General features: G+C 55.1%; 18 protein-coding genes. 9 read left to right on the forward strand and 9 right to left on the reverse strand.

Annotated features, from left to right (window positions below; translation table 11 throughout):
* Window positions 1-406: 406 nt before the first annotated feature.
* From ACTNE6_RS19295 to ACTNE6_RS19310, 4 genes are read left to right on the forward strand one after another with little or no spacing between them, the layout of a single operon-like run.
* Window positions 407-4,069 (forward strand): ATP-binding protein, encoded by a 3,663-nt coding sequence (locus tag ACTNE6_RS19295; RefSeq protein ID WP_442497936.1) that lies wholly within the window; start codon window positions 407-409, stop codon window positions 4,067-4,069.
* The gene (locus ACTNE6_RS19300) at window positions 4,062-4,691 is read left to right on the forward strand and encodes a condensin complex protein MksE (protein WP_442497937.1); all 630 of its coding nucleotides are present in this window, start codon (window positions 4,062-4,064) and stop codon (window positions 4,689-4,691) included. Before ACTNE6_RS19295 ends, ACTNE6_RS19300 begins: the two co-directional genes overlap by 8 nt.
* Window positions 4,688-5,914: a hypothetical protein gene (locus ACTNE6_RS19305; RefSeq protein WP_442497938.1), complete on the forward strand. Its 1,227-nt coding sequence runs from the start codon at window positions 4,688-4,690 to the stop codon at window positions 5,912-5,914. The genes ACTNE6_RS19300 and ACTNE6_RS19305 overlap by 4 nt, the downstream gene beginning before the upstream one ends.
* Window position 5,915: 1 nt before the next feature.
* Window positions 5,916-6,806 carry a DUF7281 domain-containing protein gene (locus ACTNE6_RS19310; RefSeq protein ID WP_442497939.1) on the forward strand — a complete coding sequence of 297 codons (891 nt, stop codon included), beginning with the start codon at window positions 5,916-5,918 and terminating at the stop codon, window positions 6,804-6,806.
* A gap of 89 nt (window positions 6,807-6,895) precedes the next feature.
* Here ACTNE6_RS19310 and ACTNE6_RS19315 read toward each other — a convergent pair whose 3' ends face one another.
* A complete protein-coding gene (locus ACTNE6_RS19315) occupies window positions 6,896-7,795 on the reverse strand; it encodes a LysR substrate-binding domain-containing protein (RefSeq protein WP_442497940.1) in 900 nt (299 codons plus the stop codon).
* A gap of 290 nt (window positions 7,796-8,085) precedes the next feature.
* On the opposite strand from ACTNE6_RS19315, the gene ACTNE6_RS19320 reads away from it, so the two are divergent.
* On the forward strand, window positions 8,086-8,979 hold the full coding sequence (locus tag ACTNE6_RS19320; RefSeq protein WP_442497941.1) for a hypothetical protein: 894 nt from the start codon (window positions 8,086-8,088) through the stop codon (window positions 8,977-8,979).
* Between the two features lie 61 nt (window positions 8,980-9,040).
* Window positions 9,041-9,823: a class II glutamine amidotransferase gene (locus ACTNE6_RS19325; RefSeq protein ID WP_442497942.1), complete on the forward strand. Its 783-nt coding sequence runs from the start codon at window positions 9,041-9,043 to the stop codon at window positions 9,821-9,823.
* Window positions 9,824-9,885: 62 nt separating this feature from the next.
* On the opposite strand, the gene ACTNE6_RS19330 is transcribed toward ACTNE6_RS19325, so the two are convergent.
* The 7 genes from ACTNE6_RS19330 to ACTNE6_RS19360 form a co-directional block, all read right to left on the reverse strand.
* Window positions 9,886-10,581, reverse strand: coding sequence for a response regulator (locus ACTNE6_RS19330; RefSeq protein ID WP_442497943.1), 696 nt, complete (start codon window positions 10,579-10,581; stop codon window positions 9,886-9,888).
* A gap of 24 nt (window positions 10,582-10,605) precedes the next feature.
* Window positions 10,606-13,335, reverse strand: a complete 2,730-nt coding sequence (locus tag ACTNE6_RS19335) for an ATP-binding protein (protein WP_442497944.1) — start codon at window positions 13,333-13,335, stop codon at window positions 10,606-10,608.
* A 37-nt stretch (window positions 13,336-13,372) separates the two neighbouring features.
* Window positions 13,373-13,951: a potassium-transporting ATPase subunit KdpC gene (kdpC, locus tag ACTNE6_RS19340; RefSeq protein ID WP_442497945.1), complete on the reverse strand. Its 579-nt coding sequence runs from the start codon at window positions 13,949-13,951 to the stop codon at window positions 13,373-13,375.
* A gap of 12 nt (window positions 13,952-13,963) precedes the next feature.
* Entirely contained in the window at window positions 13,964-16,036 is a 2,073-nt protein-coding gene (gene kdpB, locus ACTNE6_RS19345; RefSeq protein WP_442497946.1) for a potassium-transporting ATPase subunit KdpB, read from the reverse strand.
* Window positions 16,037-16,055: 19 nt separating this feature from the next.
* Complete coding sequence (gene kdpA, locus ACTNE6_RS19350) at window positions 16,056-17,864, reverse strand: potassium-transporting ATPase subunit KdpA (RefSeq protein WP_442497947.1); 1,809 nt, start codon at window positions 17,862-17,864, stop codon at window positions 16,056-16,058.
* Window positions 17,864-17,953, reverse strand: a complete 90-nt coding sequence (gene kdpF / locus ACTNE6_RS19355) for a K(+)-transporting ATPase subunit F (RefSeq protein WP_442497948.1) — start codon at window positions 17,951-17,953, stop codon at window positions 17,864-17,866. Before kdpF ends, kdpA begins: the two co-directional genes overlap by 1 nt.
* Before the next feature lie 280 nt (window positions 17,954-18,233).
* Window positions 18,234-18,548, reverse strand: a complete 315-nt coding sequence (locus ACTNE6_RS19360; RefSeq protein WP_442497949.1) for a PepSY domain-containing protein — start codon at window positions 18,546-18,548, stop codon at window positions 18,234-18,236.
* Between the two features lie 339 nt (window positions 18,549-18,887).
* On the opposite strand from ACTNE6_RS19360, the gene ACTNE6_RS19365 reads away from it, so the two are divergent.
* Together ACTNE6_RS19365 and ACTNE6_RS19370 are read left to right on the forward strand one after the other, a co-directional pair.
* Entirely contained in the window at window positions 18,888-20,765 is a 1,878-nt protein-coding gene (locus ACTNE6_RS19365) for a potassium transporter Kup (protein ID WP_442497950.1), read from the forward strand.
* Window positions 20,766-20,907: 142 nt separating this feature from the next.
* Window positions 20,908-21,132, forward strand: a complete 225-nt coding sequence (locus tag ACTNE6_RS19370) for a hypothetical protein (protein ID WP_442497951.1) — start codon at window positions 20,908-20,910, stop codon at window positions 21,130-21,132.
* Here ACTNE6_RS19370 and ACTNE6_RS19375 read toward each other — a convergent pair.
* Window positions 21,129-21,317, reverse strand: a complete 189-nt coding sequence (locus ACTNE6_RS19375) for a hypothetical protein (protein ID WP_442497952.1) — start codon at window positions 21,315-21,317, stop codon at window positions 21,129-21,131. The two genes, ACTNE6_RS19370 and ACTNE6_RS19375, sit on opposite strands and share 4 nt — an antisense overlap.
* A gap of 650 nt (window positions 21,318-21,967) precedes the next feature.
* On the opposite strand from ACTNE6_RS19375, the gene ACTNE6_RS19380 reads away from it, so the two are divergent.
* Complete coding sequence (locus tag ACTNE6_RS19380; RefSeq protein ID WP_442497953.1) at window positions 21,968-22,690, forward strand: methyltransferase family protein; 723 nt, start codon at window positions 21,968-21,970, stop codon at window positions 22,688-22,690.
* The last annotated feature ends 19 nt before the right edge of the window (window positions 22,691-22,709 follow it).

The raw sequence follows: 22,709 nt of genomic DNA on the forward strand, positions 1-22,709 counted from the left end.
CAAATATGATCGACTCGCAGGCAAAAGAACCCGCCTGTTTTTTTAATGGCCGGTATGCCAAAGACTCGCGCCCGGTTCCGCAGTTCCACCGGCTGCAATTCGGCCCGCAACACGTCAATTTGAATTTATCAACTCACAAAGGCCATGAAAAACACGAAGTTCTTTTCTGATTTTCTTCGTGTAATTCGTGGCCATCAATCATATTGATTAAAATTTCTACTACAAGCTTGCCAGCCGCCGCGCTTAAATCCGGGGTTCATGCAAGCAACGGAAATGGTAAAATAACGCCAACTTTCAAACAACACCCGCTATTGACCGAAGTCAGACGATTGCATCTTCTCAGACCCGCATTGTTTATTTCCCGCCTGTCATCAGCCAGTTACGTTTCAAAAACTCAAGGACACCGATGTCGACAACCTATCAATTAACAAGCATTGTCCTGATCGACAGCTTTTGGGCCGGGCAGACCGTGCTGTTGAACGTGGACGGGCACACCAGCCTGAGCGGCACGAACGGCGCCGGCAAGACGACTTTTCTGCGCCTGATGCAGCTGTTCTGGGGCGAGAGGCCCAGCAATATCGTCGGCAGCACGGGCAGCAAAAAAAGCTTCATCGACCATTACCTGCCGCGCGCCAGCAGTTACCTGATTTACGAATACCAGCGCCCTTTCGGCCAGGTCTGCCATGTCATGGTGCAAAGCGACGGGCGCACCGCGCGCTACAAATTCATCGACGCGCCTTACGACCGCGACTGTTATATCGACGAGAACAGCCTGCCGCGCGACAGCGCCGCCGTCGAACGCCAGTACAAGCTTAACAAGCCTGTCGAGACTTCGCGCATCATGGGCGTTGACGACTACTGCAGCGTCATCCAGCATCACCATAACTCGGGCAAGAAATGGATTCGCACGCTGCAACGGCGTTTTTCGATGGCCTCCTCGCCGGTCACACACATGGAAAAAGTCATCGGCGCCGTAGTCGAGAAAATCGGCGATTTCGAAGTCATCAAACAAATGCTGGTCGACATCTCGCGCGACCGGCTCAGCCAAAGCCTGCTCGATCAGGAGCAGCGCCGCAACCCGTTCCAGCTCAGCAAAAGCCACATCGACGGCTGGCTGGCCGACATCAGCGCCGCGCGGTCGCTGGAAGCCAGGCGCGATTATTTCGACGAACTGCTGCAGGCTGCAGAAAAGCTGAAAGACACCCACAGCGAGCTGTCCCACATCCATTTTCTGGCGCGCAACAGCCACAAAACCGCCCAGGCCGAGCTGGAAAAAGGCAGTGAGCTGATCAGCGAGACTAAAAAGCAGCTGCAGCAACTGGGCCTGGATTTTGCCCGGCAGCTCGAACCCAAAAACGAGACCTCGCGGCAGCTCAACAAACAGATCAATGACCTGGATTTCCAGATCCATGCGCTGGAAGACAAAAAACAGGACTATGAACAGCAGGATGCCGAAACTTTCGCGATCAAGGGCGCCCTGCTCGAGCAATACCGCGAACAACAAGCGCTCAAAACACAGGAAATCGAGGCGCTGGAAAGCAAAACCAAAGACATCAAGGCGCTTTACGAACATCAGCTGACAGAACTGAAGCACCGGCACACTCATCAGTTGCAGGCATTTGACACTCAACGCGCCACGGAAGAACTGGATAGAGAGAAAAAACTGGCGGAAGCCGAAACCCAGTACCAGCAGCGCAGGGAACAGTCAGTCAAGGACAGCGAGGCCCGCACACAGCCGCTCAAAGAGCAAAAGGCGCACTTGACGACCGAATGCGCCGTCAAACAGAGCGAGCGCCAGCATGTGCCCATGCCCGAAGCGCTGGCGCAACAGCTCGACAAGACCCGGCAGGAACTGGCCGAGATACGCCAGGCCATCAGGCAGGCCGTGGACGGGCAGCAGGCCGCCGACAAAGCCTATTACGCCGCGCGCGAAGCCTTCCACGACATCGAAACCCGGTTAAAGAACAAGAAGGCGCAGCTGCGGCAGTACCAGCAGCAGCATGAAACCTGCCTGAAGCGGCTGCAGCCGGCCGAAGGCACGCTGCAACACTTTCTGGAGCAGGAAGTCGACGGCTGGCAGCAGACGATCGGCCGCGTCATCGCCCCCGACCTGCTGGAACACAAAAACCTGAACCCAACCGTCATGCCCGGCGTCGAACCCAGTTTCTACGGGCTCAGCCTGGATCTCGAAGCGCTGGCCGGCCGCGAGCTGGAAGCCACCAAGGCGGCCCTGCAGGCCGAAGAACAGGCCCTGTTCAAAAAGATCGAGGAAACCCAGGCCGACATCACGCGCACGGAAGCCAGCCTCGGCGCCGCATCCGCTACGCTGGAGCAAAGCCGCCAGGACCGGCAAAAGGCCGAGCACCGCACGCAACGCGCGCGCCAGCAGGAAGAAACGCTAAGCGAGCAGGAGCAAAGCCTGACTCATCAGGCCAAGGCCGAAATCGAAAAAGCGCGCGCCCATATCCAGCACACCATCGACGTCCTGCAAGCCGAAATCAAGCGCTGCGACAGGGATCTGCAAACCGTCGCCGAAGAAAGCCGCGCCGGTCAAACCCAACTGCATCAGGAGCATCTGGCCCGCAGGGCCATCATCGAATCCGATGCCCAGAACAGGCTTCAGGCCATACAGGGCCTGATCCAGCAGGAAAAAGACGGCTATCAGGCCGAGCAGCAGCGCATCAAAGCCCGCCTGCAAGCCGACTTAAAAGAGAGCGGCGCCGATGACACGATCATTGAGCTGAGCCGCCAAGTGGAAGAACTGAAAGCCAAAGAGGAACAGGCCAGAAAATTTCAGGAACAGGCCGAGCAGTACCAGCGCTGGCTGGATGAACAATGGCAACAGCACGCCAGACTGTGCCGGCAACGCAGCGAGTGCCAGCAGCAACAGGCGCTGCTGAAAGATGAAATCGCGCAAATGGAGCGCGACTTCAAGGCTAACAAAGAAAGGCTCAACAGCCTGATCTACCAGCAGGAGCAGGCGCTGCAGAAAGCCCAAAGCCTACTGGCGCAACTCGACAACGCAATCAGTCAGCTGGAAAACCACCCGCCGGTCATCAACGAGGCATTGCGCGATTACGCGCCCGACACGCTGCAGAAGCTGGCCCAGAGCTTCGGCCAGCAACGCCGGAGCCTGGAAAAAACGCTGCTGAACGGCCGGCAGACCATTGTCCAGCTGTTCAACACGCATCAGCGCAGCCAGCTGGCCGAAGCCTGGAACCGGGCGCTGGAAGCCGCGGCGGACTCTGCGCACAACGGCCTGGAGATCGAGCAGCCGCTGAAAGACGTGCTGAAAATGGTCGCCAACGTCAAGCAGGCGACCAGCCAGCAGATCGAGCTGCATGCCACGGACGTGAACGCGTTCTACCAGCATCTGCGCAACTTCGAACGCATCATCAAATCGACCGGCGCCCTGCTGTCGAAACACGTCAGCCAGGAAAAGCACTTTGCGGCGCTGGGCGAAATCACCGTCACCGTGCGCTCGAAAATGAGCGATCTGGACTACTGGCAGGCCCTGAAACAGTTCGGCGACAATTACGGCCGCTACCGCGAGCATGCCGACCTGACCGGCGACAGCGACATCCCGGTTTCCCTGATCGAGGCCATGACGGCGCTGACGGCACTGCTGCCGGCCGACGGCATCAAAATCCGGCATTTGTCGCTGTTCGACATCGAATTCACCATTTCTGAAAACGGCCATACCAAGCAGGCCCGCAACGCCAAGGAACTCAAGGACGTCAGCTCCACGGGCTTGTCCTATCTGGCGCTGATCACGTTCTTCACCGGCGTGACGGCCATGCTGCGCAAGCAGAGCCAGACCGTGGTTTGCTGGCCGATCGACGAGCTGGGCGACCTGGCGCCCGAGAATATCGAGGCCATGATGACCATGCTGAGCCACCAGAACATCCGCATCATCTCGGCCAGCCCGACATCTGACCGCAACGTGCTGAGCCTGTTCGACCGGCGCTACCTGATCGACAGGCAGAAACTGCACGAAGTCGCGATACCGGCCAGCAAGCTCGATGCGCTGCTGGCGCCCATGACCCACCGGGAGACCAGCCATGTTTAAACGCGTCGTTGAAGCGCTGTTGCGCGGCGAATTTATCTGCCCGACCGCGTATGCCGACGAATACGGCTACCTGCGCCATCAGGAAAATTTTCAGAAAGTGTCGGATTATCTCGCGCCGCTGGACCGGGCGTTGTGCACGCTGGACGGCGGCGAAGCGTTCTATGCCGGCTACGCCGTCATCGACGAAACCAATCGCAGCCAGATCCGCGAAGCCTTCTCGGAAATCCGCTCGCAGCTGCGGCCGGTCGTCGAATGGATGGACCTGGTCATGACGGCCCAGGGTTCTGACCGGCCGGTCCGCGCCCGCGACGAGATCCGCCTGCATCAGATGCTCAGGGCTATCGAGCCCGAGCCGTCGCTGTGCGAGCAAATGGCGCGTCTGACCCAGATGCCGCTCTTCCGTACAGCCAAAACCAACGTCGCCGAACAGCTGCTGTGGGTGCTGCAAAAGCTGGAGCAAAGCGGCTATCTGGTCAAGCCCAATCCGCAAAGCTCGACCTATCTCGTTACCGGCAAGATGGATTATCTGCATCAGGTCATCGCGTTTCTGAACGATGCCGAAGAACTGGAACTGGATCAGGCCGATGAGGACAGCGGCGAACAGGCGGAGCTGTTTGAATGAGTTTCGATCATGAACAGGTCGCGGCGCTGATCAGAAAGCTCGGCAGCGCCGATGAGCTGCTGGCCGAGGCTTATATCCAGGGTGCCGTGTTCATCGATGACGAGAACGCCGGCGCCATCGAAAGCCTGAAAAAATCCGGCATCCTGCGCCTGTCCGAGCAGGCCGACGAATACCGGCTCACGACCGACGTCAAGCGCCTGATCGACCGGCTGCTGCTGCGCAATGCGCGCTACCGGCAGAACACCGACATCGCGCGCATGATCCGCAGCATTGAGGAGGACATCGCCGCCTACCGCGCTGCGCTGGACAACAACGAGCAAGACGAGGCCCGATATCATCTGGAACAGATCGACGACACGCTCTACGAATCGCTGGAACTGCTCGAAAACAGCATCAGCGTCATGTTCTCGGCCATCACCAGCCAGTTCGGCTTCGTCAGTTCGCTAACCAGCAAGATCCGCGAAAACGAGCGGGCGCTGACCTATGCGCAGCAGTTGGTCGAGGAGCTCAGCCATATCAATCTGGAAGCCTGCTACGAATGGCTGAACTGGGCAGCCCCAAGCGAGCTGTCGCGCAAAATCATCCGTTTCGTCGACCAGTACAAAAGCATCGTCGAGCGCCTGGCCAGCATTGTCGGCCGCATGAAAACGCTGCTGTTCACCTTAAGGCAGCAGGAGCAGACCGCGAACCGGACCCGCGCCATGGCGCGCTTCCTGAAGCAGCACCCCGAATGGAGCCCGCTGGACTGGGCCGATGAACCAGCCGTGCCGGCCATACTGAACCGCAGCCCCGATTTGGGATTGAAAGCCGGCCTCGATACGACCCGCGCCGCCCTGCAGGCCGAATTCGTCGACATCATCCACGAATTGAAACGGCAGACCAGACCCACGCTGCTGGTCGACATGAACCGCGCCTCGGCGCCGGTCAGCCAAGCTGAGACTGGGCATAAAGATTACGAGCGCGATCTCTATGAAGAGCACACCGAAACACTGTTTGCGTCGGCCTTGCAGGAGCAGGGGCGTCAGGTATCGGCCTTGCATTACTGGCAGCAGCACGACCTGGCTATCGCGCCGGACTTGTGGCTGAACATCGTGTTCGCGCACTACTGCAGCCTGCCCCAGCGCATACGCGCGGCCATTGCCTTGGAGATGCAGGGCGATGCGCTGCCAGGCTTTACTGGCAATCAGCTGATCTCGGAAATCCGGCTGCGGCGGGTGCGTTGATATGAACCGGTCCCTATACCGCTGGATACGCGATCTGGTGTACGATAATCCCGCTGAAACGACGATACGATCCGACAGCATCCTCGGCCGCAAAGCGCTGGAAAAATACCGATGCGGGCATAGCCGGAACGGCAAGCTGGTCTTTACCGCCCAGGACAAAGCCGCCCTGCGCAGTCTCGTAAAAGCCGAGCTGGGTATAGATCCTTTCTACGTCAATGATTTGCCCGATCGCCGCACCGATACCGCCCGGCTCCACCCCAACGAAAAACTGGCCCGAAAACCGGCCAGCCATGACCATGTGCTGCTCAACTGTCCTGCCGGCAAGCTACAGCTGAACGGCCGACATTTCGATTTACAGGCACCGTTCATAGCCTCGGCCGGACTGACGGCGCTCGCATCAGGCATCACGGAGATAGGCCATGCGAGCCTTGTCGTGGTCGAGAACCTGGAAATCATGTCGCGCTGCGCCGAATTCATCATGCCGGCCCCGTTGCATGAGGCGCTATGGATCTACCGGGGCGATTCGGTAACCGGCGCCCGAGTCGATGCCTGTCATGATTTATTGCGCCGCCGTGCGGCCGGCAAAACAGTCATCGTATTCAGCGATATGGACCCTAAAGGGCTTGAAATTGCATTGACGATGCCTGCTGCCTCACACTGGCTGGGGCCTGACAGGACGATGTGGACGTCATGTTTAAAAAGCAAATATGCCAGCCGCAACGGCTTTGATGTACAAGGGGAAGCCATGGCATATCTCTTGAGCACCGATAAAACCGGCCTATCTGCCGAACTGGCGGCGCTGATCGCTGCCCTGTGCGACGAGCGCAGTTCCTTTAGACAGGAACACATGCTGGCCCATAATATTCCGTTGGAGTTATATCCGCTCAGATAACTGGCACGGTAGGTGCGAATTTATTCGCACTATGTATTAACCCTGATGTTTCTTGCTGTCCCGGGTCGAATGAATTCGACCTTACATCATTAACGCTTTATTTCCCTCGCCGCCTGCAACAACTCGGCAATAAAATGTTGCGTATAGATCGGCAGGTAATTCTGCTTCAGATAAGCGATCTTGGTCGTCGACTTCGGAATCAGATGCGACAGATCGCGCGCCACCAAATCCTTGTCCATCGACCTGTCATAGGCCATGCCTGCAATAATGCCGATCCCCAGACCCTGACGCACATAGGTCTTGATCACATCCGTGTCGGCCGCGGCCAGGATGATGTCAAGCTCCAGCCCTTCGCTTCTGAAGGCCTGCTCAATGTTCGAGCGCCCCGTAAAGCCGAAGCTATAAGTCAGGATCGGGAAGGACGCCAGCCGCTCCAGCGTGATCTCGCCCGTACTCAGCGGATGATTCTGCGGCAGGACGACGGCATGATGCCACTCGTAGCATTTATTGAGCACCAGTCCGGCGTCTTCATCGACTTTTTCGGTGCAGATGGCGATATCGGCTTTGTGCGCATGCAGTTGGTCGATCAGCTGTTCGGGCGAGGCCTGGATCATGTAGATCCTGACGCCGGGATATTTTTCCCGGAAGCGCCGGATCGGATTGGGCAGAAAGTATTTTGCCTGCGTATGCGTGGTCGCTATATGCAGCGTACCGCTGTTGCTATCCAGAAAATCGGCCGCGAGCGCGCGGATATTCTGCTTTGACTGGTGGATCGTCGTGACTTCCTCCATGACCCGGCGGCCGAGCGGGGTCAAACCGATCAGCTTTTTGCCCCGGCGTTCAAACAAGGGCGAGCCCAGCTCGCTTTCAAAAAGTTGCAGCTGCCGGCTGACGGCCGATTGCACAACATGCATTTTCTCGGCCGCTTTGGACAGGTTTAAATTGGTTTCCTGCAGGATTTGCAGCAATTCAATCTGACTTAAATTCATTGCTTTTTTGATTCGTGAGAACGATGTTGAATAGCTATTTTATCAAATTTTTAGATAAATACATCTAATCATATCGTTTTATTAAAAATAAATGGCGAATTAAGATAGGTTCCAACAGCAGACAAAATGGTTCGCTTATCCATTTGATGCCTGCCAGTGTCATTCAACAGTGCTTAAGATTCGATACACAGGAACGTACGGGTCGCTCCTCCTCTTGCCATGGATGTTTCCGGGCGGGCTTTAGCCCGCCTTTTTTTTAGATTGGACCGATTTAGCGAAGAGACCAGTTTATGCCTTTACAACAGTTAGTGGAATACTTCAATGACAGGTTCGAACATGAGCATCACTCTCGTGTCCGGACTTTTATTCTGGACGACGGCAAGATCAACGGCCTGTTCGGGCCGATCCGTATCGGCAGCATTTTCCTGCCGATACATCATGCAGACCGTCCTGAAGAAATTGCCGGCCATGCGGCGCAGATTTCCGTTTCGACCTATGAAAGCCACCAACAACAAACGTTTGAGATTGAAAATCTGCTGACCGACGCGGTAAAACAGCCCGTCGACTTCGAATCCATCATCAATCTCGACCGCCTATGCCGCACGGTGCACATGCTGAACTATCTGCCTCTCACGCATTTCGACGGCGTGCTGGTGCTGGAAGTCGACCCCCGGCATATCTTCGGCGTCAAACGCGATCATGGCGCGTATTTCGAAGAAGTCATCGTCAAGTGCGGGCTGGCCACGCACAATGTCGTGATTTCAATGACCGTCAACAACTTCTACTCACTGCACCCTGCCCGGTTGCTTGAAGGCCTGAATAATTATCGCAATCGCGGTTACCGCATAGCGCTCAACCTCGTCTCGCTCTATGCCGCCCACAATGTGCGCGATCTGATCACCAAACTGGCGCCGGATTACCTGCGCATCAACGCGCCCAAACCGGACCAGGACGCCGCAGACGGCATCGCCGTACTCCAGGCCCTGAAAAACCTGAAAGCGTTGGCCGACTCGGTCGCAGGACAAGCCATTCTGCAGCAAATCGAGCGGAAGGAACAGGCTGCGCTGGCCGCTCAGGCCGGATTCGATCTGGTCCAGGGCGATTTTTACGAGGTGGCTCAGAACGGGCAACTGTCCATCACGAGCCCAACCCAAAGGACTCTGACATATGGCGGTCTTTATTGAATTTATCCTCATAAGCCGCCGTCTAATAACATCAGGAGTCATAACAGTTTAAGAAGTTGACATGTGCGAATTATTGGGAATGAGCGCGAATGTCCCGACCGACATTTGCTTCAGTTTCAGAGGCCTCATGCATCGCGGCGGGCGCACCGGCCTGCATCGCGACGGTTGGGGCATCACGTTTTATGAAGACAAGGGTTTCCGCACCTTTAAAGACCCCATGCCTTGCTACGAATCGCCGATCGCCAGGCTGGTGCAGGACTACCCGATCAAAAGCCGCGCCGTTATCGGGCATATCCGGCAGGCCAACCGCGGCCATGTGGCCCTCGAGAACACGCATCCGTTCACGCGCGAGCAATGGGGACGGTTCTGGACTTTCGCCCACAACGGCCAGTTGTCGGGCTATGAAAAACTGCTGAAACCGGGCAAGCACCGGCCGGTCGGCGATACGGACAGCGAAACCGCCTTCTGCTGGCTGCTCAATGAACTGGATCGCAAATACCCGCGCAAGCCGGCCGACATGAAAACCCTGTTTCTGTATGCCGGCGAGCTCTGCGGGCGATTAAACGATTTCGGCATCTTCAACATGCTGCTGTCGGATGGGCGTTATCTTCTGGCCTATTGCAGCACAAGCCTACACTGGATCACGCGGCGTGCGCCATTCGGCAAAGCGAAGCTCATCGACGAAGATGTCGTGATCGACTTTCACCAGGAAACCACGCCACATGACATCGTAAGCGTAATCGCGACATTGCCTTTGACCAGCGACGAACAATGGCACGCGCTGTCCCCGCGCCATTACCGGCTGTTTCATTATGGCGAGTGTATTGCTGAAACTGGAGCTTAATCAAAACCCGCCATTTCCAGCGGCAATGGCTAATTCCATTTTTTTGATTCTTGGCGCTAGCCTCAAACTTTTAACCGATAACCCACACCCGACTCGGTCAACAAAAATTTCGGCTGGGTAGGATCGGCTTCCAGTTTCTGGCGCAGCTGGCTCATATAGATGCGCAGATAATGGGCGTTTTCCTGATAAGACGGCCCCCAGACTTCCTTGAGGATCTGTTGATGCGTCAGAACCATGCCGGCATGTTTGACCAGTACCGCCAGCAGTCGGTATTGAATCGGGGTCAGATGGATTTCCCGGCCGTCGACGCTGACTACCCGATTGTTTAAATCCACTTTCAGGTTGGCGCTGGCAAACACGCCGTCTTGCGACTGTTCCTGTGACCTGAACGCATGCCGCAGAGCCACCCGTATCCGCGCCAGCAGCTCGCCGAAACCGAACGGCTTGGTCAAATAGTCGTCAGCGCCGGCATCCAGCGCATCAATCTTATGCTGCTCGTTGCTGCGCGCCGAGAGAATGATAATCGGCAGGGTTGACCAGGCGCGAATGGCCTTGATCACCTCAACGCCGTCCATATCGGGCAGCCCCAGATCCAGTATGACCAAGTCCGGTTTGCGAATGCCGGCTTCGACAATGCCCTGCTTGCCGGTATCGGCTTCAAATACCGAAAAACTTTGCGTGTTCAACCCTGTGCGCAGAAAGCGACGGATGGACGGATCGTCTTCGATAACGATAATCACGGGATCGGTTTTAGCCATAACTCGCTGTACTATAAGTTTGCATTATTCTTCCGGCTCCGCGACCGGCGGCGGCTGATCGATTGGCAACACAAACGTAAACACCGCACCGCCGCCCGGCCTGTTTTGAGCGCGAATGCAGCCGCCGTGAGCTTCGACAATAGCCCGGCAAATTGCCAATCCTAATCCGACTCCGCTTTGCGCGGCTTCGTGGCGGGTTTGGTAAAACTTCTCGAACAGGCGATCTTCCCGGCCTTTTGGGATACCTGGCCCGCGGTCGGCAACGGCAATTTCCACCGCATCAGGTCTGGTTTCGACACTGATCTCCAGATCGCTGCCCGCCGGCGTATAGCGTACTGCATTTTCCAGCAGATTAATCAATACCTGCTCAATCAGCACTGCGTCGGCAAAGATCATCGGCATGCCCGGCGGCATTTTGACCTTGACTGGCCTGCCTGACAGATGTTTTTGCAAACGCGTCAATACCGTACCGATAATTTCTTCGACAGGATGCCACTGTTTGTTCAACTCGACCGCGCCAGCATCGAGCCGGGCCATGTCCAGAATGTTGTTGACCAGATTCGACATGCGTTCGGCTTCATCGATAATGGCACGACTCAGCTCGGCTTTGTCCTGTGGCTGCAAATGATGTTCGCCCTCGACCAAGGTACTGGCCGAGCCGATGATAGTAGCCAGCGGCGTGCGCAAATCGTGGGAGATGGCGCTGAGCAACGAATTGCGCAGACGTTCCGCCTCGATCTGCAAATGCGTGGTTCTGGCCTGTTCAGTGAATCGGAGGCGTGCTACTGCCTGGCCGATCTGGCGCAGAAAGGTCTCCAGCAATTTCTGTTGTTCCGGCAGAAACACACGCCGCAGGTTGACCGGCAGCAGAGCCAATACCCCGAGGACTTTCTCTCCGTCATGGATAGGAAAATAAATAGCTTCAGCCCCCGGCAAAGTATTGGTACCTTGCCCCGCCATTTCGTTATGCTCGAAAACCCATTGCGCGACGCTCAAATCGACGCCACGCAATGATGCGGCAATGGCCTTTTGCTTGGGATAAATCATGCGGCCATTATGATCCGGAAACAGGATGACATTGCGGCTGCCGAATTCCGCATGCAGATGCCGCACGGCCGTGCGGACGATTTCTTCTTCGGTCTGGCTGGTGGCCAATTCCTTGCTCATCGCGTACAGCACCGACGCCCGCCGTTCGCGATGCGCGGCGACTTTCGCCTGGGAGCGAACATTCGCCATGAGATTGCTGGTCACCATCGCCACCGCCAGCATTGCCCCTAGGGTAATGAGATATTGGGCATCGGACACCGAAAAGGTGAAATAGGGCGTGACGAAGAAAAAGTCCAGCGCCGCAACTCCAAGAACAGAGGCCATGATCGAAGGCCCTCTTCCGAAGTGGGTTGCCACAAAGATGACGCCCAGGAGGTAAACCATCACCAGATTGGCCAGTTCAAACCGGCCGAACATGAACTTGGCCAGCAACGTGCAACATGCGATGACCCCTGTTGCCCAAATATAACCCCGATAACGGTCTTTGCGTTTTTTCCCCCATCGGTTTATGAGGCCAGGCAGCGGCGCCCGGTTGAATTGTGACACTTCCCGCTCTTTTTCCTCGCCACGAGGGCTCCCCAACAGATAGACATTGATGTTATGGGCCTCGCTGATAACCCTGTCGACCACCGATCCCAACAGCCAACGCCTCCAGTTCCTGCGGGTCGGTTTGCCCATCACAATCTTGGTGACATTCCGCTCCCGGGAGAAATCGATGATCGCTTCGCTCATGTCGGGCGCACTGAGGGTCACCGTCTCGGCGCCAAGTTGTTCCGCTGAGCGCAATACGCGCAGCACCGCATCGCGCTTTTCGGCCGGCAACCGTTGCAGCTGGGGCGTTTCCACATAAGCGACGATCCATTCGGCGCGCAAACTGGCCGCTAGCCGCTTGCCAGCCCGCACCAAGCGCTCGGCCAGGGCATTGGGACCAATGCAGACCAGAATGCGGTCACTGACCTGCCAGATATCGCGAATGGCATGGTCCTCGCGGTAATCCAGCATCTGTGCATCGACGCGGCTGGCGGTTTGCCGCAGGGCCAGCTCCCGCAAGGCAATCAGGTTGCCTTTGCGGAAAAAATTCTGGATAGCCTGCTGGGCCTGTTGCGGCAGGTAAACCTTGCCTTCCCTGAGACGAATCAACAGCTCATCAGGCGGCAAATCCACCAGTTCGACTTCGTCGGCACTTTCAAACACGGTGTCCGGCACGGTTTCCCAGACCCGTATCCCGGAAATTTGGCCGACTTCATCGTTGAGGCTTTCCACATGCTGGACATTTAATGTGGTATAGACGTCGATGCCGGCTTCCAGCAGTTCGCGCACATCTTGCCAGCATTTGGGATGCCGGGAACCAGGGGCGTTGGTGTGTGCCAGTTCGTCGACCAGAATGATGGCCGGCCTTCGCTTCAGCGCGGCATCGATGTCGAACTCACGAAGCGTAGTGCCTTTATAACTAATTTGCCGGGCAGGCAGCACTTCCAGTCCTTCCAGCAAAGCCTGGGTTTCTAGGCGGCCGTGGGTTTCGACCAGGCCGACCACCACATCGAGATTTTCGGCGCGCCGCTCCCGGGCCGCCAATAACATCGCGTAGGTTTTGCCGACCCCGGCCGCCGCGCCAAAAAAGACCTTCAGGCGTCCGCGCTGGGCCCGGGCCTTTTCGCGCTCGACGCGGGCCAGGAGTTGGTCGGGGTCTGGACGTCCACTATTCATAGTGATGATCTCGCGTATCGTGAGTGCCCTTCATCAGCTAGAGGCCGGCTTGATCCAATGCCAGATTCAGCTTTAATACGTTCACTCTGGGCTCGCCGAACACGGACCACTGCCGGCGTTCCAGATGGGCATTGACCAGCTCGCGCAGTCTGGCTTCGTCCATTTTTCGAACCTTGGCGATGCGTTTGATCTGATAGTCCGCAGCAGCCAAGCTGATATGCGGATCGAGCCCGCTACCGGACGCCGTCACCAGATCCACCGGCACTGGCGCTTTATTACCAGGATCAACATTTCTCAAGGCTTGAATTCTGGCGGCAACCGCATCGGCCAGCGCCGGATTGGTCGGCCCCAGATTGGAACCGGACGACGCGGACGCATTATAGGCATACGGTGCAGTCGCCGATGGCCGTCCCCAGAAATACTTGGGATCGCTGAACGATTGGCCGATCAAGGCCGAGCCTATAGGCTGCCCTTGTTCATCCTTGATCAGACTGCCATTAGCCTGCTCGGTAAAGAACAACTGAGCCAGTTCCATAACCAGAGCGGGATAAATCACACCGGTGACCAAGGTCAGCAACAACAGCAACATTACGGCAGGTTTTAAGTAATTCATCATATTCAATCTTCTTTACACCAGCTTCAGCGAAACCAGCAGCCAATCGATCGCCTTGATGCCGATAAACGGCACGATCAGTCCGCCAACCCCGTAAACCAGCAAATTGTTCTGCAACAGCTTCTCAGCGCCGACCGGCCGGTAACGGATGCCCTTCAAGGCCAAAGGAATCAGGGCGATGATGATCAGGGCGTTAAAAATCACCGCCGACAGAATCGCGCTGTCCGGCGTGGCCAGCCCCATGACGTTCAGCACGTTCAAGGCCGGATAGGTCGTGGCGAAAGCGGCCGGAATGATGGCGAAATACTTGGCGACATCGTTGGCAATGCTGAAGGTGGTCAGCGCACCGCGCGTCATCAGCATCTGCTTGCCGGTCTCGACGATCTCGATCAGCTTGGTGGGGTTGGAATCCAGATCCACCATGTTGCCGGCTTCCTTGGCGGCCTGGGTGCCGCTGTTCATCGCTACCGCCACATCAGCCTGCGCCAGTGCCGGCGCATCATTGGTGCCGTCACCGGTCATGGCCACCAGGCGGCCGTCGGCCTGATGCTGGCGGATAAGACTCAGCTTGGCTTCCGGCGTGGCTTCGGCCAGAAAATCATCGACGCCGGCCTCAGCGGCAATCGCGGCGGCGGTCAGGCGGTTGTCGCCGGTAATCATGACGGTTTTGATGCCCATCTGCCGCAGTTCGATAAAGCGCTCCTTGATGCCGCCTTTGATGATGTCTTTCAGTTCGATCACGCCCAATACCAGCGGCCCTTCCGCCACTAACAGCGGTGTGCTGCCGCGGCGGGCGACATCGACCACCATTCTCTGAATTTCTTCCGGAAATTGGCCGTCCTGTTCGATGACATAGCCGCGAATCGCGTCCTCGGCACCCTTGCGGATCTGCCGTCCTTCCAGATTGACGCCGCTCATCCGGGTCTGGGCGCTGAAATGCACGAAGGTGGCGCCCAGGGAATGCACATCGCGCTCGCGGATACCGAATTTCTGTTTGGCCAGCACGACGATACTGCGGCCTTCCGGTGTTTCATCAGCCAGCGATGCCAGTTGTGCGGCGTCGGCGACCTGTCTTTCGCTGACGCCGTTGACCGGTATGAACGCCGATGCCTGCCGGTTACCCAACGTGATGGTGCCGGTTTTGTCCAGCAGCAGCACATCGACGTCGCCGGCCGCCTCCACGGCCCGGCCGGACGTGGCGACGACGTTTTTCTGCATCATGCGACCGATGCCGGCCACACCGATAGCCGACAGCAGACCGCCGATCGTGGTGGGAATCAGGCATACCAGCAGCGCCACCAGCACGGTAATACTGATCGGCTGGCCGGTGCCGGCCGTTTCGACGCTGTACAGCGAGAATGGCAGCAGCGTCACGGTCGCCATCAGAAACACCAAGGTCAAGGCCACCAGCAGAATGGTCAGCGCAATTTCGTTGGGCGTTTTCTGGCGTTTGGCGCCTTCCACCATTGAAATCATCCGATCCAGAAAGGTCTCGCCGGGATTGACCGAAATGCGCACGACCAGCCAGTCGGACAGCACCCGAGTGCCGCCGGTCACCGAACTGAAATCGCCGCCGGATTCGCGGATCACCGGCGCGCTTTCGCCGGTAATGGCGCTTTCATCGACCGAGGCCACGCCTTCGATCACATCGCCATCGCCGGGCACGAAGTCGCCGGCTTCGATCAGCACCACATCGCCCTTGCGCAGCGTCGAGCCGGCGACTTTGGAATAGTTACTGCCGTAGCGTGGCTCATCGAGCTTTTTGGCGGCGATGTCGCGCTTGGCGCTACGCAGAAACGCCGCCTGCGCCTTGCTGCGGCCTTCCGCCACCGCTTCGGCGAAGTTGGCGAACAGTACGGTGAACCACAGCCACAGCGTGATGGCCAGGATAAAACCGGCCGGCTCCTGGCTTTCGCCGCTCAGCGCTTGCAGCCACAGTACCGTGGTCAACAGACTACCGAGGTAGACCACGAACATCACTGGGTTTTTCCATTGCTGCTGCGGGGTGAGTTTGGCAAAAGCATCAATCAGCGCTTGCCGCAGGATTTGCGGTTCCATTAAGGAAGTAGAGACGGATTTCTTGGTCATAATATTATCTGCCTCGAAATTATGAGTGGCCGATCATTTGTAACTGTTCAACAATAGGCCCTAACGCCAACGCCGGTACGAAAGTCAGCGCGCCCACCATTAATACGGTGACAATTAATAACAAGGCAAATAGCGGCGTATGGGTCGGCAAAGTGCCCGGCCCTACCGGCACAGTCTTTTTGGCAGCCAGGGAACCTGCAATCGCCAGCACCGGAATTATTAGCCAATAGCGAGCAAACAGCATCGCCAGCCCCAACATAAGATTGTAGAACGGCACGTTGGTCGACAAGCCGGCAAAGGCGCTGCCGTTGTTATTGCCGGCCGACGAAAAGGCATACAGCACCTCGCTGAAGCCATGCGCACCGAGGTTGAAGATCGAAGCTTTACCGGCATCCAGCATCACTGAAATTGCTGTGCCGCCCAGCACCATTAAAGGTGGAATCAGGATAATCACTGCAGCCATTTTCATCTCGAACGCCTCGATTTTCTTGCCCAGGTATTCCGGCGTACGGCCTATCATCAGGCCAGCGATGAACACTGCGACGATGGCGAACACGATCATGCCGTACAGGCCGGAGCCGACACCACCGAAAATCACCTCGCCGAGCTGCATCAGCCACATCGGCACCATGCCGCCAATCGGGGTATAGGAATCGTGCATGGAGTTGACCGAGCCGTTCGAAGCCGCCGTAGTCGCCACCGCCCACAAGGCCGAGTTGACGATGCCGAAGCGGGTTTCCTTGCCTTCCATATTGCCGCCGGCTTGTTGACTTGACGCGGTTTGATCGACCCCTAATGAAGTCAGTGCCGGGTTGCCGGTTTGCTCGGCCGGCACGGTGACAAAGATCATTGCTATGAACACCAGGGTCATAGCCGTGAGGATCGCCCAGCCCTGACGGGTATCGCCCACCATAACACCAAACGTGTAGCACAACGCCGCCGGTATCAGCAGGATCGCCAGCATTTCTAAAAAGTTGGACAGCGGCGTCGGATTTTCGAAAGGATGGGCGGAATTGACGTTGAAGAAGCCGCCGCCGTTGGTGCCCAACTCCTTGATGGCAATTTGCGAAGCCGCAGGGCCTAGAGCCAGGGTTTGCTGTTGACTCTTGTCGGTTTCGGTAACTGGCTTGCCAGCCGCATCGATCACGGCTTTGCCGTCTGCATCCAGCTTGGATGCTTGATAACTCATCGCTTCCGTCAAGAAAACCGCCTGGTATGGTTTAAGCGTCTGCACCACGCCCTGACCAGCCAGCGCCACGGCCAATAGCAGAGACAACGGTAGCAGGATATACAGGACGCTGCGGGTCATATCGACCCAGAAATTGCCGATGCTCTCACTATTGCGGCGGCTAAAGCCGCGAATCAACGCTACCAGCACCGCCATGCCGCTGGCCACCGATAAAAAGTTTTGCACCGTCATGCCCAGCATCTGCGTCAGATAGCTCATCGTGGTTTCGCCGCCATAGCCTTGCCAGTTGGTGTTGGAAGTGAAACTGACGGCAGTATTGAATGCCGAATCAGGACTGACCGCCGGCAAGGCTTGAGGGTTTAAAGGCAACACGTCCTGCCAACGTTGCAAGGCATAAACCGCCAGCAAACCGAGCAGGTTAAACACCAGCAAGGCAATGGCGTACTGCGTCCAACGCATATCCTGCTGGGCATCGATGCCACAAAGCCGGTAAAGCCGGCTTTCAAGCCCGGCCAGCCAGCGATTCAGTCCTGCCGGCCGATCCTGATAAATACGCGCCATATAAGCGCCTAGCGGCTTAACCAGGGCCAGCAGTACGGCAATATAGATGACAACTTGCAGAAGACTTTGTGTCGTCATCAGAATTTCTCCGGATAAAACAAAGCCACGATCAAATAAACAAACACGGCGAGCGCCAAACCGCCGCTCAACCAATAAATCCAGCTCATGATTGCCTCCTTAACGACTCGCAGCCAACAATCAGAAGTCCAGTCCCCGCAAAGAAAACTGCCGTCAATATCAAATAGCCTATGTCCATCTGTAACACCTCTTGGTTTATATGATTAAGGCGTCCGTTACCACGCTGCGCCCGACCTTGATCGTCTGTTAGGCAATGTACAGGAACTACCAGTAAAAAAGTCGTAAAGAAATTCGACAAGGATATAAAGAGCCTATAAAAATCAGCAGAAATACACTATTGAACTGAAAGTGACGCAAACAAGGTAATCGCTATCTCAACTCCCGTTGTCGTTGAGTCCGGATAATTTTCTGACTAGCCACATCGCACACCACGTCCCAGATAATCTGGTCTTGAGCTTCAATCTCGAACCGATAATGAAACCCTTCGGGAGTATTGTGAATCTGGAATGATGAGACCTTTCCGGGAACAGCTTTGAGAGCTGCCTGCCTGCACGACTCAAGCATCTCTTTGTCGCTGGGAAGCTTATAGTTGCTTGATGGTGTACCGCCCGCCAGCAGTTCGGCTGCCGGATTTGTATAGGCCAGAATGCCAAAGAAGATCAAGAAGAGTCTGTTAAATGCCATAAAACTATCTCCTGAAGAATTTCCAAGGTTTGTTTAAATTCAATTGGCTCTTATTGACTTCTGAGTAGGTGCTCAACTACCGTTGCTATCTTGAATTTGAACTCTGGAAAGTCAGGGCCGGTTACAGTTTAAGAGAGCGCATAGTATCGATCACTTAAGTGAAAAACTGTTCTGTTGGAAGGGCAAATTTTTACAATATTTTTATACGAAGTTGCGTATAGTCCCGCCCTCATGCCTTTTCGACTTGGGTTTGCTCCAACCCTATCCGCAAACTATGACATCAATCCAAATTGGAAAGCGTCGGATTGGTCTTGTCCTGATTTCTCAAACGTATTTGTAATGGCAGCTGATAACAAAAACCAACAATTAACCGGATTGACTTTGGGGGCAATAGGCGTCGTGTTCGGCGATATTGGCACGAGCCCCTTATATGCTGTTAAGGAAGTTTTTCATGCCGGATTAACTACAGATACTAGTCATGTCCTTGGCGCTCTCTCGCTGATTTTCTGGTCGTTGTCGCTGGTGGTCACGACCAAATATGCGATTTTCATCATGCGCGCCGACAACAAGGGCGAAGGCGGCATCATGGCGCTGATGGCGTTGGCCTTGCACGGTTCCCGGGATAAGCCGGGCAAAATGCGCTTCATTGTCGCCATCGGTTTGATTGGAGCGGTTCTGTTTTATGGTGACGGCATGATTACGCCGGCCATTTCCGTGCTCAGCGCGGTCGAAGGCCTGAGCGTTGTTGCTCCGCCGCTAGCGCAGTATGTGGTGCCGATTACCGTTGCCGTGCTGGGTGGATTGTTCGTTATACAGGCCAGAGGCACCGGTGAAGTCGGCAAACTGTTCGCACCGGTCATGTGTATCTGGTTTGTTGTGCTGGGGGTCATGGGAATAATCAATATTTTCCAACAGCCGGAGGTATTAATGGCTGTTAATCCCTATTATGCAGTCAATCTGCTGGGTGAATTGGGCTGGAAAGGCTTTTTAGTCATGGGATCAGTGGTATTAGCCATTACTGGCGCTGAAGCACTGTATGCCGATATGGGGCACTTCGGCCTGAAACCGATACGCTATGCCTGGTTCAGCTTTGTATTTCCGGCCCTGCTGCTCAATTATTTTGGCCAGGGCGCACTGTTGCTTGGGCATCCCGAGGCCATAGAAAATCCATTTTATTTGCTTGCACCGAATTGGGCGTTGTATCCACTGTTGCTGCTCGCCACACTGGCCACCGTCATCGCCTCGCAAGCGGTCATTTCCGGCGCCTTTTCGATAACACGGCAGGCCATTCAATTGGGTTACTGTCCGCGTATGCAGATTCAGCACACTTCTGGCGAGGAGATGGGGCAGGTCTATATCTCTGTCGTCAACTGGCTGCTGATGGTTTCAGTATTTGTGCTGGTGCTGAGCTTTCAGTCCTCGTCGGCTCTGGCTTCGGCCTACGGTATTGCCGTTACGGGCACCATGATTACGACAACGATCCTGGCATTCATCGTGATTTCGGAATTGTGGCAATGGAAAAGAAGCACCAGCATTGCTTTTTTGTCGGTTTTCCTCACCATCGATTTTTTGTTCCTCTCGTCTAACAGCCTGAAAATTCCGACCGGTGGCTGGTTGCCGCTAGTCGTTGGTGCCGCACTGTTTCTGATGATCACCACCTGGATCAAAGGCCGCGAACTGTTGGCGGCCTATCTGGATGAAAAACGGGTATTGTTCGAAGAACTGGAAGAAAAAGTACTGGATCAGTCCCTGGTGACGGCGCCAGGCTCGGCCATCTATTTAGCCAAAAATCTGCATGGCGTGCCGCAGGTAATGGTGCACAACCTTGAGCACAATCATGTCCTGCACGGGCAAGTCATGGTGCTGACGGTCGTGACCAAGGAAGAGCCTTATGTGGACGAAGCGCATCGCGTCAAGATCCGGACTTTTGGGCAGAATCAGAATTACCATCGCATAAAGCTTTATTTCGGTTTTCAGCAAACCCCTGATGTGCGCCGTGCTCTGGAATTATGCAGGCAGCAAGGTTTAGATATTGATCCCGAAAAGGTTTCGTTTTTCATCGGCCGCGAGCGGGTTTCTTTCCGGCGTAAAAGCCCGATGCCCCGATGGCGCCGGCCTCTGTTCAGCTTTTTATTCCATAACGCATCCAGCGCGATAGAATTCTTTAAAATTCCCGTCGAGCTGGTCATCGAACTGGGCATTCGTATTGAACTTTAAAAAAGACATCATGATGGTATGGTTTAGCTGAATAATTTCATGAAGCAATACTTTAGGCTTTGTCTTCGGCAAAAAATCCTTAACCTATCTATTTTCCCTCGTCCCCCGAAGACAACAATTTCTCCAGCGCGTCCATCCGTTGATGCAGCCGCGCCAATTCGTCAAGAATCCGGTCTTTTTCATCGTGACTGACTACTGTCTTCTGGTCCAAGGCATCCATGTTTCTGCCGATCAAAGCTATCGAAACAGAGCCATAAACAGCGAAAAAAACACCACGCCCAAAAAAATCAAACCGGCCATCAACAGGCGGCCTAAAAAGGAAACCGGGACCACATCGCCGAACCCGACATGGGTCAGCGTCACCTAAGCCGACCAGACTCCGTCCTGAAGCGATTTGACATTCGGATCGACCAGAAACAGCATTAATCCGCCCATCAAAGTAACCATGACCGCCAGCAACACCAGATAACTCAGATGCCAGAATTTGGACAAGTGAGTTTTAAGGCTGTTCGCCCAAGCCACCGCGTTATGGACATCGTCTAACCAGTGCATAGTGTGCCCTCTCTTGTTTGTTGTTCGATATTGTCAGATCATGCTCTCGAAGCGGCTGTAATCCAAACGCTTCGTAGCGCAGCGTAGATTATCCATTTTTAGCTATGTCCGGCATTGATTGCTGTTAGGCAATTTACAAAGAAATACCATAAAAAACCGCAAAGCGAGTGCATTGCCGAACATGGCATTTGGCTGAGTCCATTGCCATGCCCTGCAAACTCAATCTTATTTATCAGAATATAAGATAGGATCATCTAATAATATCGTTTTATTCAACATAAAGATTTCACTAAGATAGTTTCCAACAGCAGAACAGCTACAAATGGTTTCTTCTAAAGGACTGCGTATATTGACTCTCATTTCATGGATGCTCTCGGGCGGGTTTTTCAACCCGCCTTTTTTTTTGCCCGGAAAAAATTGGCGCCGGACATAAAAGCATGGAATGACTAAGACTTAGTTGATGACTTTCATCAGTTCAAAAACCTGATCAGATTTTTTCCGTTTTTTAAAATACTGTCATTTGGATTCAAGTTAATACATTTTTCATGGATAAAGTTTATAATCCCGCAGGCTCCGGATGGAGCACCGGCATTCCTGAATATCTGTTTCTTAATCAATATAATCACCGATATCACTGCGGATAATAAACAATGAAGGACTTATTCAATCAATGGGGAAACGCCCTCTTTCACACCCGAAATGTGCTGTTTCCTGTTCTTATCGCCACGCTGCTGTTCTTTTTTCCGCCTGTGGCGATTGGCACGGCGCCCGGCGATTATTTTCTGGCGTTTGGCCTGTTGCTGGTAACGGCTGGCCAGGCTTTGCGGATATTGACTATCGGTCTGGCCTATATTGTCCGCGGCGGCAGGAACAGGCGGATTTATGCTGAAAATCTCGTGACGGATGGCGTCTTTGCGCATTGTAGAAACCCGCTTTATGTGGGCAATATTTTGATTGTCATCGGTTTTATGTTCATCTCCGGCAACACGGCGGGCATCATTCTCGGCTCGTTAGGCTTTATGGCGATTTACCGGCTTATCGTCTTCAGTGAAGAACGGTTTTTAACGGAAAAGTTCGGCCAGGCCTATCTCGACTTTTGCACCGACGTGCCGCGCTGGCTGCCCCGGTTTAAAGGCTTGCGCGAAACAATCAGCCATTATGAATTTGACTGGCCTGCGGTTGCCGTTAAAGAATACGGCACCCTGTTTACGTCGCTGATGATTTCGCTGGGATTAGTCAGCTGGAAACTTAAGCTTGCCGACAGTCTGGCTCAAAACAGAATGCCCATCATGACAGCGGCCATACTGATCGTTTCGGCATATGCCATTGTGCGTTTTCTGAAGAAAACCGAACGTCTCAGATCAATGAGATAAGCAGATCAATTAACAACAT

This window comes from Methylobacter sp. sgz302048 (genome assembly GCF_052162025.1).
In the GTDB taxonomy this organism is placed as follows: Bacteria; Pseudomonadota; Gammaproteobacteria; order Methylococcales; family Methylomonadaceae; genus Methylobacter.